The sequence below is a fragment of the Lacibacter luteus genome (assembly GCF_004118265.1).
Classification (GTDB): domain Bacteria; phylum Bacteroidota; class Bacteroidia; order Chitinophagales; family Chitinophagaceae; genus Lacibacter; species Lacibacter luteus.
The window spans coordinates 1729641-1743621 of the sequence record NZ_SDHW01000001.1; the positions used below are offsets into that span (position 1 = coordinate 1729641).

Consider the following 13981-nt stretch of genomic DNA (forward strand, 5'->3'; position numbering starts at 1 on the left):
TGTGAGTGGTGAATAGTGAATGTCTTGTGCTTTGGCTTTTGGATTTTCTTACTTGTTACAGTGCCAGCAAACTGCATCCCCGTATATCGCTGTTATCGATGCGGCCCATTACACGAAAGCTGCCATCTTCAAAAACCTCACCAATATCGTCGGTAGCAATAAAGCTGCATGAATATACGTTCGCAAGATCAATAATGTTTAATGCGCCTTTTCCTTTTGTTTTCAGCTGCATCGGATCATCTTCTTCCCGAACCAACACTTTCATCCAGGGCGGGCAATAAAAAATACCATCGCCTTTTGAATAAGCCTGGCTCAGCAATTCCGTCATTCCATACTCCGAATGGATTTTATCAACCAAAAAACTCTTTTTCAATTGCGCATGCACTTCATCTCTTGTAAGTTCTTCTCTTCTTCCTTTCATGCCACCGGTTTCCATAACAATGGTATGCTTCAAGGGTAATTGATATTGTTCGGCAAAATCAAGAAGCCCGAAGGTTACACCAATCAACAATGTTTTTTGTTGTTGCTCTTCCAGCTCAATTAGCCGTTTTGCCAGCTCATCTACATTACTGAGAAAAAATCCGTTTAACGGGTGGCCGCTTTCATCCATCATTCGTTGCACCATATACACCAGCGACGAATGTTTCCGTTCAAGATAAGATGGCAACAAACCCAGCACACAATAATCCTTGACAAATCCATACTGCAATGCAAATGCGTTGAAAAAAGAATCTTCGTACAGCTTCAAACTTTTTACCAAATGTTTGCTTTGTACAGTTTGTGTAGTGCCGCTGCTTTCAAACAGCTGCTCTTCTTCAAACGCAGTGGTTTTAACGGCATGCGTTTTAAAAAAACTGATGGGCAAAAAAGGAATACGTTCAATTGTTTGAATGCTCCCGACCGGCTTGTTCAATGCCTGAACAAACCCACCGTAAACAGCATTATTCTTATACTGAAAAGAAAACAGCTCTAATGCTGCCTGGTTAAAGACAGCGCTGTTTATCTGAAAAAGATTGTTAACAAACAGAGGAATCAACTTTTTGTTGGCTTATTAATGCTTAAATTTGAAATAAGAACATTCTCGAATGAAAGCAAAACTATTACTTCTTTTCGTAACAACTGCCTTGCTCGCCGGCTGTGGAAAAGAGAAATATCAAACAAAGCCGCAGATCAAAATCAAATCGGTAAGAGTAGGTAATATTACCGATGCTTTGGGCAATACTGGTAAAGTAGTTGAGTTCGATTTAACCGTTACCGATAAAGAAGGTGATGTACAGGATACCATTACAATTGATAAACTTGATGCGGCTTCGCCCGCCTGTCCCGGCAATACGCTGCTAAACGACAGATATAAGATCCCCGATTTTCCCGGTGAAGCAAACCAACAAGTAACCATTAAAGTAAAATACGCTAACATTAATATTGAAGGGTATGGTTTGTTAGGTGGTTCTTCCTGCCCTCCTGCTACCGATGTTTCAAGATTCCGTTTTGTTGTTAAAGACAAAGCAGGCAACAGAAGCGACAGCGTTACAACAGAACCCGTTGCGCTTGGCTTCTAGTATATTTGCCGGATGAACAGGTTGTTTCGTTTTCTTTTATTTGAACACCTGGTTATTGCCATAAGCGCTGCTGCACTTTGCGCTCAAACCAAGTTGTTTTATTCCATTTTCGATTATCCGCTTACGCTGATAGCGTTTGTGTTCTTTGCAACCCTGCTCAGCTACAATATGCATTTCAGCTTTGCTGCCAACAAAAGCAGCTCTTCCGAACAGTTGCTGTGGTTCAGAGAAAACAAAACTGTTGCACTTGTATTCAATATCGTTTCACTCATTGCCACGCTTTGGTTTTGGTGGAAAGTCAGCAGCATTAATACCCATATTGTATTGGCTATTCTGTTCAACGCTGCTTACACAGCACCTTTACTGTTGAAGAATCCCATCAAACTGCCTTCTATTCTTACATTCATCAAAAGTTATTTCATTGGTTTTGTATGGGCTTATGCAACTGTGGTTTTACCATTGGCCTTTTTTAATGTAGAACCAAACATCAATGAAGTGTTCCTGTTTGTAAGCAGGCTTTTGCTGGTTGCACTTGCCACCATGATCTTCGATTACCGGGACAGGCTTCGTGATTTTGAAATGGGTGTACATACCCCGGCAAACATCATGAACGAGCACAAGTTTGAAATTTTCTTTCTTATCAATATTCTACTGTATTCTTTCTCGGTTGTGTTTTTAGCTATTCGTTTTAACAGTTACCTGCACTTGCTGCAACTCATTCCCGGGGTAGTGGCCATTTACCTGCTGCGTATTTCTAAAAATGAAAACAGCGATTACTTCTATCTAACATGGGTAGATGGCTTGCTGATTCTTTCTCCTGCCCTTAGCTTATTGCTGCTGCTCTAAACCTTAAGCATCTGCTACAGGCAAAAAACAGTTAACCGCTTCCGTTTAAAAGAAGCGAAACCGTACATTTGCTGAAAGCACTAAACCGATGGCAAAAGCAAAAGCAGCAAAGAAAAAGTCAATTCTTACAGACAGGTCTCTGGAGTTTTTAAAGAATTATCATAACACACATTCACCGGTTGGTTTCGAAATCAGCGGACAGAAAGTGTGGCTCGAATACCTGAAGCCTTATATTGATACGCATTTTGTTGATCCGTACGGAACAGCAGTTGGTGTAATTAACCCCGAACATACATTTAAAGTAGTGATAGAAGGCCATGCGGATGAGATCAGCTGGTTTGTAAACTATATTTCACCCGAAGGTTTAATTTATCTTAAACGCAACGGAGGTGTCGATCACCAGATTGCTCCTGCAAAACGTGTGTTCATTCACGGTAAAAAAGGAATTGTAAAAGCTGTTTTCGGATGGCCTGCCATTCATACACGCTTAGGCAATCCCGATGCAAAAGAGCCGCAACCACGTGTTGATAATCTCTGGCTCGATTGCGGTGCCCGTAATAAAAAAGAAGTTGAAGAGTTAGGTGTTAAAGTTGGCTGTGTAGTTACCTACGAAGAAGGTTTTGATGAGCTTGCACACGACTATTATATTGCCCGTGCATTCGATAACCGCATTGGTGGTTTTATGATTGCTGAAGTTGCACGCCTGCTGAAAGAAAATAAAAAGAAGCTTCCGTTTGGTTTATACATTGTAAATGCCGTACAGGAAGAAATTGGTTTACGTGGTGCAGAAATGATTGCACGCCGCATTAAGCCAGATATTGCAATTGTTACAGATGTTACGCATGATACTACGACTCCCATGATCAGTAAAATTGTGGAAGGCGAAATTGCATGCGGCAAAGGCCCTTCACTTGCAACTGCACCTGCAGTACACAACAAACTGCTCGACTTTGTAACCGATGTTGCAGAGAAGAAAAAAATTCCGGTGCAATGGCGTTCGCTCAGCAGAAGTACAGGTACCGATACCGATTCGTTTGCATATGCAAATGATGGTTGCCCGAGTGTGCTTATCAGCATTCCGTTGCGCTACATGCATACAACAGTTGAAATGCTGCACAAAAGCGATATTGAAAACACAATTATGCTGATGTATGAAACCTTACTTGAATTAACTCCAAAAACAAACCTGCGCTACTTATGATGCAGTTATTATACCTCGACCCCGGAAGTGGCAGTTACCTGGTTCAGGTAATTATTGCAGCTGTGTTGGGTGTTATCTTTTATTTCAAAAGCGGATGGAACTGGATCAAAAGCTTTTTCGTAAAAACGCCACCTAAAGAAGAGGAGGAAAATGAATCAGCTGATTAATCATCACCCTGCTTCGTTCCGGGATCCTTCCGGTTTTATTTATGAACAAAACGGAACGGTTTATCGTTTCGTTTCTACTATATATGCAAGCCACTATTCGTTATTGATGAATAGTGGCCTTGCTGCAGAATTACAAAAGAAGAATTTACTCTTAGCTTTTTCTGAAGCAACCGATAATCACCTTGGTCGTGCAGATTGGTATAAAACACTTGTGCCACAACAACTGCCTTTCATATCCTATGCATGGGAATGGAGTTTCAGCCAATTAAAAGATGCAGCGCTGGCAACACTTGCTGTTTGCAAACTTGCATTGCAGAAAGGTATGATATTGAAAGATGCTACGCATACCAATATGCAATGGGTTGATGGTAAATGGAAGCTGATAGATACACTTTCGTTTGAAACTTATACAACAGGTGAATCGTGGATTGCCTACCGGCAGTTTTGCGAATGTTTTCTTAACCCGTTATTGGTTGCTGCACATACCGGAATGGAGGTAAACAGATTACTGTTAAGCTATCCGGATGGTGTTCCGGCAAACATTACAGCAAAACTTTTGCCTTTTAAAACAAAGTTCAACGCTGTGGTTTACCTGCATGTGCATTTACAGGCCAAGCTTGCAGCGAAGCCTGCTACCGAACAGAAAGGCTCAGGAAAAAAACTATCGCAGAAAAATATTGAACAGATACTTGAAAGTTTGTGCAGCTGTATTGAAGGTTTAAATCTGCCTCAGCAAACAACTACCTGGAATAATTATTATTCCGAAACAATACTCAGCGAAACTTATTTATCTGAAAAGAAAAAACTGATTAGTGCTATTCTTGCAGATGAATCGTACAAAAGCGTAATCGATCTTGGTGCAAACGAGGGAGAATTTTCACTGCTCTGCCGGCAAGATGCCAGCGTTATTGCAACTGATTTCGACAGTGCATGTATCGACTCATTGTACAACCGGTTAAAAAAAGAAAAGCGAAAAAACATTTTACCGCTTGTACTCGACTTAACCTATCCTTCGCCTGCAATGGGCTGGATGAATGCTGAACGAAAAGCATTTTTCAGCCGGGCTAATGCAGATGTATGCATGGCATTAGCACTGATCCATCACTTTGCAATTGCCAAAAATATTTCGTTCGGTCAACTGGCTTCGTTCTTTGCTTCAATCTGCAAAACGCTTATTATAGAGTTTGTGCCAAAGGAAGATCCGAAAGTGCAGAGCATGCTGCAATGGCGAAAAGATATTTTTGAAGAGTTTACTGTTGAAGAGTTTGAAAAAGCATTTGCGTCGTTCTTTTCATTGCAACAAAAAGTAACAGTTAACGGTTCGCAACGCACAATATTTGTGTATAGAAAAAAGTAATTGCTATTTCCAGATAATATGAAAGAGAAGCTGAAAATACGTTTACAGCAAAAACCTTATTTCCTGCTGCTGCTACCCGTTTTTTTTATTTCGCATGGGTATAATGCTTTCTTTGGCTTCTTTCCGTTTTCATTTGTTCTGTTGAATTTTTCTGCATGCTTGTGTTTAACAGGCCTATTGTATCAATTGTCACTTATACTGTTTAAGCAGAGACAGAAAGCTGCAATTTTTGCTTTCTGCATTACGCTGTTTATGCTGAGTTTTGGAGCTTTACACGATAGCATAAAACAACATTTACTCAGTTTTTTTTCCCGTTATGCTCTTATCTTACCTGTTTCACTATTACTTGCAGTCTTACTTTACTTTATTCTTAGAAAGAATAAAACACAATTATTGCAAACATTTCTTTTTGCAAATACGTTGATGTTATTGCTGATGTGCTATGAGCTTATTGACGGAGCAGCCAGATGGGCTACATATAAAAAAGGAGGCAACCTAATTGATAACCGGTTTCAGGCTTACAAAGCAATAAAAAACCCTGTTACAATACCTGATTCAATCAAGCCCGATATTTACCTGTTAGTATTCGATGCAATGCCTTCAACAATTGCAATGAAAAAGGAATGGAGTTTCGATAACAGCAATCTCGACAGCTCACTTTCAAAAGAAGGTTTTTACATCAACAGCTTTTCAAAAAGTAATTACAACCTTACAGTATTATCAATTGCGAGCATGTTGAACATGGATTACACTCCGCCAATTGACATCTATCAGGACGAAACAAAAATGTATTTTAAAGCATCTGCTTCTATTCTGGACAACTCGCTAACCCGTTTTCTGCTTAAACAGGAATATGATATAAAACAATATCAGCCTGTTTCATTTAATAATAACGATTGGGATAATAAAGTTTTTTTCAGCGATATGTTGTGCATGAATTATTTCTACCAAACTCTCCCGGGTCGTATGTACAGAGATCTTAAGTGGGGTTTTTTAAGAATAAAAAATAAGCTGATCCCCTCTGACATTTTCGCAAAAGTACAAAAGCAAAACTTGCAGCATCAAGCAGATCTTGAAAAAACTATCCAGCTGGTAAAGCAATCTTGTGCATTGAAAAAAAATCAACCTCAATTTGTATATGCACATTTTCAATTGCCGCACGATCCGTTTATTTACGACAGTACAGGAAAACTAAAGCCGCCAGCAAATACCATCAATATTAATGAGTCAGACCAACCCTCTGCGTTTCTTGAGCAAGTAAAATTTGCTGACAATATAATTTTACAACTGGTACTGCATATCATTAGAAACAATAAAAAAAACAGTATCATCCTTGTGGCAGGAGATCATGGTTACCGCAATGTACATGGCACAAGAAGCTACATGGTTTTTGATAATTTCAGCTCCTATTATTTCCCTGATAGCAACTACCTGAATCTTTATTCTTCTATTAGTCCTGTTAACAGCTTCCGGGTTGTACTGAATAAATATTTCAATACAGGCCTGCCACTTTTAAAAGATAGCAGTATATTCATTCCATATACATTACCAGGCAACGAGTAATATGTTTAAGAAAATTTACAATCGGATTAAGGAAACGTTTCATACTTATCCACTATTTCTTTTTTTACTGCCTGCTTTTTTTTTATATAGCGGATATAATGAGTTGTTCGGGTTCCTGTCAGCTCAATTTATATTAGTGAATGCTTTATGGATTTTTGGTTCCATTGCAGTTGTTTTGGGAATTAGCCTCCTGCTACTAAGAAACAAAAGAAAGGCGGCTATTTTTACATTCTTCGTTACGCTTGCCTTTCTTACATTTGGTTACCTGCACGACGTATTGAAACAGTTAAGCAGCAATACAATACTTGTTCGCTTTGGTTTTCTCGTACCTGCTTTACTTCTTTTAATCATTCTATTGTTTTTTACTCTTAAGCGTCAAAAAAGCAAATTTGAAAGTGTTTTCAATTTTCTAAACTTGCTATTTGTTGTGCTGCTTCTTTCAGAAATACCAAACAGCATTAAGCGACATCAGCTTGACAAAAGTGTACACAATCTTATCGACTTTCGTTTTTCCGTTTTCAACGAATACAAACCGCAAGCAGAACTACCTGATTCATCAAAACCAGATATCTACTTTCTGCTTTTTGATGCAATGGCATCTTCGCAAAGTGTTCAGCAAACAACAGGCAGAAACATTCATCCTTTGGATAGTTTTCTTCAACAAAAAGGATTTTACCTTGCATCAGCTGCTGCTGCTAATTATAACTGGACCATTCATTCGGTAAGTACAACTCTTAATATGGAGTATCTCCCACCATGGATCACTCCTGTAAAAGACGATATGAAGGTGTATTTCTGGGGGTCATCTTCTTTTAAAGACAATTCACTTTTCCGTATTCTCAATAAGGAAGGTTATCAAATAAAAAGTTACCAGCCCATTTCTTTCAACAATCCTGACTGGCCAGGCAATTCTTACTTTATTAACCTCAAGAAAGATCATTATTACTTCAAAACACTCCCCGGCAGGATTTACAGGGACATTTTCTGGAATTATTCACGTATCGATTTCGACTTTGTGCGGAAACAACAATTCCGGATTATGCAAAAAAGAAACGAAGAAAAAAAACAATTACTCGACACTACCATTGCTTTAATAAAGCAAAGCTGTTCGGATTCCGGTGCTCCGAAATTTATTTATGGTCATTTTATGATACCCCACGACCCGTATGTATTTGACAGTGCAGGAAATTTAAAAGAAGTAGAAAAAACAATTGTACGAACATCCGGCGACGAATTACAGTATTACTATCAGCAGCTACAGTATGCAACAGTTGTAATAAAAGACCTTGTTAACTACATACAAACGCACAACAGAAAAAACAGCATCATTATTGTTGCAGGAGATCATGGATTTAAAACAGAAGATGCACGTGTAAAAGGTTATAGTTTCAATAATTACTCAGCTTACTATTTTCCCGATCAGGAATATGGAAGTATGTACAAATCGGCATCACCTGTTAATACATTCAGGCTTGTATTGAATAAATACTTCAATGCAAAACTTCCTTTGCTAAAGGACAGCAGCACACTTGTTGTTCCGGAGAAAAAAGAAACAATTAAGAAATCAGAAAAGATACAGCCAACGCATACCCCTTCAACCCCAAACCAATAATACTGCCTGCAGCTTTTGCACTTACATGAGAGAGTTTGCGGAATTCTTCACGTGCATGTACATTGGAAATATGTACTTCCACAACCGGAGTAGTAATTGCAGCAATGGCATCACCAATAGCTACTGAAGTGTGGGTATAACCACCGGGGTTCATAATAATACCATCATACGAAAACCCTACACGTTGTAACTCGTTGATCAATTCGCCTTCCACATTACTCTGGAAATAATGAAACTCCACTTCAGGAAATTTTGCCTTCAGTTCAACAAAGTATTCATCAAACGATTGATTACCGTACACACCAGGCTCACGCTTACCGAGTAAGTTTAAATTAGGTCCGTTAATGATGGCGATCTTCTTCATGGCATAAATATAAAAAAGAAAAGCCCCGGTTTTAAATCGGGGCTTGCTATTAATTTAAACTTGCTTTGATCATGTTAATGAAATCATCAAACAAATAACGGCTGTCGTGCGGACCAGGTGTGCTTTCCGGGTGATATTGTACCGAGAATGCAGGACGATCTTTCAAACGGATACCTTCAATTGAATCATCATTTAGGTTCACGTGTGTGATCTCAACATTGGTTGCTTTACGCACCGCTTCCGGATCAACACCAAAGCCATGGTTCTGCGTGGTGATCTCACACAAACCTGTTACCAGGTTTTTCACCGGGTGGTTTAATCCACGATGCCCATGATGCATTTTGAATGTATTGATATCGTTAGCCAACGCCAGCAACTGGTGACCAAGACAGATGCCAAAAGTTGGTTTCTTTTCGTTGATGATGGCTTTCACTGTTTCAATCGCATAATCCATACTTGCAGGATCGCCAGGACCATTTGAAATAAAGTAACCTGCAGGGTTAAATGCTTTCAGTTCTTCAATCTTCGTTTTAGCTGGAAATACTTTCAGGTAAGCACCACGATCAACCATGCATTGCAGAATGTTGAGCTTTGTACCAAAGTCCATCACCGCAATACGCACAGGTGAATTTTCATCACCCATGTTGAATGCTTCTGTTGTGCTCACTGTGCTTGCCAGTTCCAATCCTTCCATTGAAGGCACTTTCGCCAGTTCTTCTTTCAGTTTAGCTTCATCCAGTATTTCTGAAGAGATAATACAGTTCATTGCACCTTTTGTACGCACATGCGCTACAAGTGCTCTTGTATCTACATCTTCAATAGAAACAATGTTTTGCTCTTCAAGATATTGTTGTAACGATTTATCAGCTGTATAGCGGGAAAAACGATCTTCCAGGTTACGACCAATCAAACCTTTGATCTTTACGCTGTTGCTTTCTACATCTTTTTCATAAGTACCATAGTTACCCGTGTGCACATTGTTCATAATAACAATCTGTCCGGTATAACTGGGATCGGTAAATACTTCCTGGTAACCGGTCATGCCTGTGTTAAAACAAATTTCGCCGGTGGTTGTACCAATTTTACCAAATGCTTTACCGTAAAATACATTGCCATCTTCCAACATCAGAATGGCCGTTTGAGTTCCTGTGGGCTTATGTGGTTGTGTCATAATTAAGTGCAAAAATAAAAGAGGCAGAACCAAATGGCCTGCCCCTTTCTTATTTTTTTTTCAACATTACTTAGTGTTAGTCGAAAATTATTCAGCTGATTTTTCTTCTGTTGTTTCAGCAGGAGCAGCAGCTTCTTCAGTGCCAGCTTCAGCTTTTTTCTTCGCACCACCGGCACGACGAGTTTTCTTAGCAGGAGCAGCAGCTTCGCCTTTACCTTTACCGTAGATTTCGTTGAAATCAACCAGTTCGATCATTGCTTTTTCTGCATTATCACCTGTACGAATACCTAACTTCAGAATACGAGTGTAACCACCGGGGCGGCTTGCCACTTTCTCAGCAACAGCACCAAACAATTCAGCAACTGCTTCTTTGTTTTGTAAGTAACTGAACACAACACGACGGCTGTGCGTAGAGTTATCTTTTGCTTTTGTGATCAATGGCTCGATCCATGTACGTAAAGATTTTGCCTTAGTTAAGGTTGTAACAATACGTTTGTGCTGAATCAGCTCAATTGCGAGGTTGGTCAGTAACGCTTTTCTGTGAGAAGCGGTACGTCCCAAATTTTTGATTTTGTCTCCGTGACGCATGACGTTTAAATTTTAGAATCTTGTACCGTGTCAGGAATTACAAGATTATGTTAAAAAAAATAGTCAGCTACACAAGTGCAGCTGACTAAAAGATATTAATCGATATTATCTAATCCCATTTTGTGAAGATCCATACCAAAGTGTAAGCCTCTTTCGCCTAACACCTGCTCAATTTCAGCCAAAGATTTCTGACCGAAGTTGCGGAACTTCATCAGGTCTTCCTGTTCGTACTGTACAAGCTCACTCAATGAGTTGATCTTCGCAGCTTTCAAACAGTTGAAGGCACGTACTGAAAGATCGAGATCTTCCAAAGGCGTCTTCAACACCTTACGCAATTGCAGCATTTGTTCATCCACCACATCCTCTTTCTTCTCTTCTTTGTTATCGAAAGTGATGTTTTCATCAGTGATGATCATCAGGTGTTGAATCAAAATGCGGCTTGCCTGCTTAACTGCTTCTTCCGGGTGAATTGTACCGTCGGTAACAACATCCATCACCAACTTTTCAAAGTCAGTACGTTGTTCTACACGTGTATTTTCAATCAGGTACTTTACGTTTTTAATTGGCGTAAAGATCGAATCAGTAGCAATAAAACCAAATGGAGCATCTTTTGGTTTGTTATCCTCTGCAGGAACATAACCACGACCTTTTGAAATGTTGATTTCAATGTCAAGCTTTGCACTTGGATCCATTGTGCAGATGAGTAACTCAGGGTTCATTACTTCGAACGTCTGTGTTCCTTCACCGATATTAGCAGCAGTGAATTCAGTTTTGTTTTTCAGGCTCAAAGTAATTTTCTCATGAGCAACGTCATGATCAACTTTCTTTTTAAAACGAACCTGCTTTAAGTTAAGGATGATTTCCACTACGTCTTCGCTGATACCTTTTACAGTTGCAAACTCATGGTCGGCGCCTTCGATTTTAATACCGGTAATAGCATAACCTTCCAAAGAGTTGAGCAACACACGGCGTAAAGCGTTACCAATGGTAACACCGTAACCAGGCTCAAGCGGACGGAATTCAAATTGAGCTTCGAAATCAGTTGCTTTCTGAAGAACAATTTTGTCGGGTTTTACGAAATTCAAAATAGCCATATTGAAGTTTCTGTTTTACATTTTTGTAATCGGCTGTTAAGCCTTGGTGGAGCTGATGTTGCGTCGCACTCTTGTACTTTTTGTAATTCCATGGGCTATTAGCTAAAAGCTAACGGCTCAAGGCTTATTACTTGCTGTACAATTCCACGATCAGTTGTTCCTTAATGTTTTCAGGAACACTTTCACGTTCAGGGAAAGCAATGAATGTACCCTTCATTTCAGCTTCGTTATAATCAATCCAGTTGAACTTAGGATTTTTTCCTTTGATCTGGCTTGTTACAGAAGTATTATCCTTGCTCTTATCTTTCAGGCTCACAATGTCGCCTGGTTTGAGTTGGAAAGAAGGAACGTTCACCACGATGCCGTTAACTGTAACGTGTTTGTGGCTTACGAGCTGGCGTGCAGCAGGACGACTTGGAGCAATACCTAAACGGTAGATAGTGTTATCCAAACGTGCTTCGAGAAGGCGGATGAGGTTTTCACCAGTTACACCTTTCAAACGTGCAGCTTCTTCAAATGTTTTACGGAATTGCTTCTCTAATACACCATAAGTGTATTTAGCTTTTTGTTTTTCACGCAGCTGTAAAGCGTATTCACCTAAAGTTTTACGTTTACGTTGTGCGCCATGTTGGCCAGGAGGATTGCTGTTTTTACCCAACCATTTACCATTTCCGAGGATTGGCTCACCGAAAATACGGGAGATCTTGGTCTTAGGACCAGTGTAACGTGCCATAGTTTTTATTCATTTACGCTTTTTAGAAACCGGTGAACTGATCAGTAAAAGCGTTAAAAATTAATCAGTCACCCTTTGTTAAAATGAATCAATGGCGATTCAAAAATATGTATGTAAGTACGAGTTACGAAGTACAAAGTACGTTTTCGTACCTGGTACTTCGCATTTCGTACTTCTATTAAACTCTTCTCTTTTTAGGAGGACGACAACCGTTGTGTGGTAAAGGAGTAACGTCTTTGATCATTGCTACTTCAATACCTGATTGTGATAAAGCACGGATAGCGCTTTCACGACCAGAACCGGGTCCTTTTACATAAACATCTACACGTTTCATACCTGCATCGAAAGCAACTTTCGCAGCTTCTGCAGATGCAACCTGTGCAGCATAAGGAGTGTTTTTCTTAGAGCCTTTAAAGCCCATTTTACCGGCGCTGCTCCAGGAAATAACCTGTCCTTGTTTGTTTGTTAAACTGATGATGATGTTGTTGAATGTTGCACTGATGTGTGCATCACCATGTGCATCAACTTTTACAACTCTTTTTTTGGCGGCTGCCTTAGCGCTCACCTGTTGTGCTTTTGCCATAATTGAAAACCTGAGGTAATCTTTTGTTTAAAATAATCCTGTTTTGAACAGGACCAGATCAACGCTCCGTTGCACCAAACATCTGCTGCTGATCTGAAAGAACCGGTGCATATTAAAAACTAAAAGCTGATAGCTCGTGGCTAACAGCTTTTGGCATTTATTACTTCTTAGTTGCCTTCTTCTTACCTGCAACCGTTTTACGTTTACCCTTACGTGTGCGGCTGTTTGTTTTAGTACGCTGACCACGAACTGGTAATCCTTTACGGTGACGCAAGCCACGGTAACAAGCGATATCAAGCAAACGCTTGATGCTCATTTGCACTTCACTACGCAGTTGACCTTCTACCTTAAACTCATTTGTAATGATGTTACGGATAGCATTCAGCTCATCATCATTCCATGAATGAACTTTCTTGTTAACATCAATACCTGCCTTATCTAAAATGTATTTGGCAGTAGCGGGACCAATACCATAGATATAGGTAAGTCCTATTTCGCCTCTTTTGTTTTTTGGTAAATCTACACCGGCAATACGAGCCATAACTTATCTGTTATTTTTTAAATTGTTGTTTGTTTCAAATTCCAAAATCCAAATTCCAAAATCCAAATATTTGTTTGCGATTTGGTTTCTGGGTTTTGAATCTTACTTCTTATCCCTGGCGCTGTTTGAAGCGGGGATTCTTTTTGTTAATTACATAAAGCTTGCCTTTTCTGCGAACGATCTTGCAGTCGGCGCTACGCTTCTTAATGGATGCTCTAACTTTCATTTTCTTAAGCTTTGTGCTGCAAGCTGTTCGCTGCGAGCTATTGTTATATAATTATATGAATAAGCAGTGCTTACTTATATCTGAAAATAATACGTCCCCTGCTCAAATCGTACGGGCTCATTTCCACCCCTACTTTATCGCCAGGCAGGATGCGGATGTAGTGCATCCTCATTTTGCCGGAAATAGTAGCCAGAATTTCATGGCCGTTTTCGAGCTGTACACGAAACATAGCATTGCTCAATGCTTCTAAAATTTTACCGTCTTGCTTAATTAGTGCTTGTTTCGCCATACTTTTTGGGGTCGCAAAGATAGGAGGATTTCCTGAAAATTGTACAAAAAAATCAGCCCCGACGGGCATTTTCAAAAAAAAATATCC

17 protein-coding genes are annotated in these 13981 nt (G+C 39.6%); 7 read left to right on the plus strand and 10 right to left on the minus strand.

The annotated features are described in order from the left end of the window. Positions 1–55: 55 nt before the first annotated feature. The gene (locus ESA94_RS06840; protein ID WP_240671003.1) at positions 56–1036 is read right to left on the minus strand and encodes a LuxE/PaaK family acyltransferase; all 981 of its coding nucleotides are present in this window, start codon (positions 1034–1036) and stop codon (positions 56–58) included. Between the two features lie 49 nt (positions 1037–1085). On the opposite strand from ESA94_RS06840, the gene ESA94_RS06845 reads away from it, so the two are divergent. The 7 genes from ESA94_RS06845 (at position 1086) to ESA94_RS06870 (ending at position 8305) form a co-directional block, all read left to right on the plus strand. Continuing rightward, complete coding sequence (locus ESA94_RS06845; RefSeq protein ID WP_129130080.1) at positions 1086–1559, plus strand: hypothetical protein; 474 nt, start codon at positions 1086–1088, stop codon at positions 1557–1559. A gap of 12 nt (positions 1560–1571) precedes the next feature. Then, positions 1572–2405 (plus strand): UbiA prenyltransferase family protein, encoded by an 834-nt coding sequence (locus ESA94_RS06850; protein ID WP_129130081.1) that lies wholly within the window; start codon positions 1572–1574, stop codon positions 2403–2405. 88 nt (positions 2406–2493) lie between these two features. After that, positions 2494–3606: a M20/M25/M40 family metallo-hydrolase gene (locus ESA94_RS06855; RefSeq protein WP_129130082.1), complete on the plus strand. Its 1113-nt coding sequence runs from the start codon at positions 2494–2496 to the stop codon at positions 3604–3606. Further along, positions 3603–3773 (plus strand): hypothetical protein, encoded by a 171-nt coding sequence (locus ESA94_RS21385; protein ID WP_164972667.1) that lies wholly within the window; start codon positions 3603–3605, stop codon positions 3771–3773. The genes ESA94_RS06855 and ESA94_RS21385 overlap by 4 nt, the downstream gene beginning before the upstream one ends. Next, positions 3757–5130, plus strand: coding sequence for an SAM-dependent methyltransferase (locus ESA94_RS06860; protein WP_129130083.1), 1374 nt, complete (start codon positions 3757–3759; stop codon positions 5128–5130). Before ESA94_RS21385 ends, ESA94_RS06860 begins: the two co-directional genes overlap by 17 nt. Before the next feature lie 393 nt (positions 5131–5523). After that, complete coding sequence (locus ESA94_RS06865; RefSeq protein ID WP_164972668.1) at positions 5524–6693, plus strand: sulfatase-like hydrolase/transferase; 1170 nt, start codon at positions 5524–5526, stop codon at positions 6691–6693. 427 nt (positions 6694–7120) lie between these two features. Beyond that, positions 7121–8305: a sulfatase-like hydrolase/transferase gene (locus ESA94_RS06870; protein ID WP_164972669.1), complete on the plus strand. Its 1185-nt coding sequence runs from the start codon at positions 7121–7123 to the stop codon at positions 8303–8305. On the opposite strand, the gene aroQ is transcribed toward ESA94_RS06870, so the two are convergent. From aroQ to infA, 9 genes are all read right to left on the minus strand, one after another. Continuing rightward, positions 8250–8669, minus strand: coding sequence for a type II 3-dehydroquinate dehydratase (gene aroQ, locus ESA94_RS06875; protein WP_129130086.1), 420 nt, complete (start codon positions 8667–8669; stop codon positions 8250–8252). The two genes, ESA94_RS06870 and aroQ, sit on opposite strands and share 56 nt — an antisense overlap. A 49-nt stretch (positions 8670–8718) precedes the next feature. Then, positions 8719–9840: a glutamine-hydrolyzing carbamoyl-phosphate synthase small subunit gene (gene carA / locus ESA94_RS06880; protein ID WP_129130087.1), complete on the minus strand. Its 1122-nt coding sequence runs from the start codon at positions 9838–9840 to the stop codon at positions 8719–8721. Between the two features lie 87 nt (positions 9841–9927). Beyond that, positions 9928–10428 carry a 50S ribosomal protein L17 gene (gene rplQ / locus ESA94_RS06885; protein WP_129130088.1) on the minus strand — a complete coding sequence of 167 codons (501 nt, stop codon included), beginning with the start codon at positions 10426–10428 and terminating at the stop codon, positions 9928–9930. 95 nt (positions 10429–10523) lie between these two features. Then, positions 10524–11522, minus strand: coding sequence for a DNA-directed RNA polymerase subunit alpha (locus ESA94_RS06890; protein ID WP_129130089.1), 999 nt, complete (start codon positions 11520–11522; stop codon positions 10524–10526). A gap of 127 nt (positions 11523–11649) precedes the next feature. Next, the gene (gene rpsD, locus ESA94_RS06895) at positions 11650–12255 is read right to left on the minus strand and encodes a 30S ribosomal protein S4 (protein ID WP_129130090.1); all 606 of its coding nucleotides are present in this window, start codon (positions 12253–12255) and stop codon (positions 11650–11652) included. Positions 12256–12433: 178 nt separating this feature from the next. Then, entirely contained in the window at positions 12434–12838 is a 405-nt protein-coding gene (gene rpsK, locus ESA94_RS06900) for a 30S ribosomal protein S11 (RefSeq protein WP_129130091.1), read from the minus strand. A gap of 160 nt (positions 12839–12998) precedes the next feature. Continuing rightward, positions 12999–13379, minus strand: coding sequence for a 30S ribosomal protein S13 (rpsM, locus tag ESA94_RS06905; protein WP_129130092.1), 381 nt, complete (start codon positions 13377–13379; stop codon positions 12999–13001). A 109-nt stretch (positions 13380–13488) separates the two neighbouring features. Beyond that, positions 13489–13605: a type B 50S ribosomal protein L36 gene (gene ykgO / locus ESA94_RS06910; protein ID WP_038084689.1), complete on the minus strand. Its 117-nt coding sequence runs from the start codon at positions 13603–13605 to the stop codon at positions 13489–13491. Between the two features lie 70 nt (positions 13606–13675). Next, on the minus strand, positions 13676–13894 hold the full coding sequence (gene infA / locus ESA94_RS06915) for a translation initiation factor IF-1 (protein ID WP_129130093.1): 219 nt from the start codon (positions 13892–13894) through the stop codon (positions 13676–13678). Positions 13895–13981 lie beyond the last annotated feature (87 nt).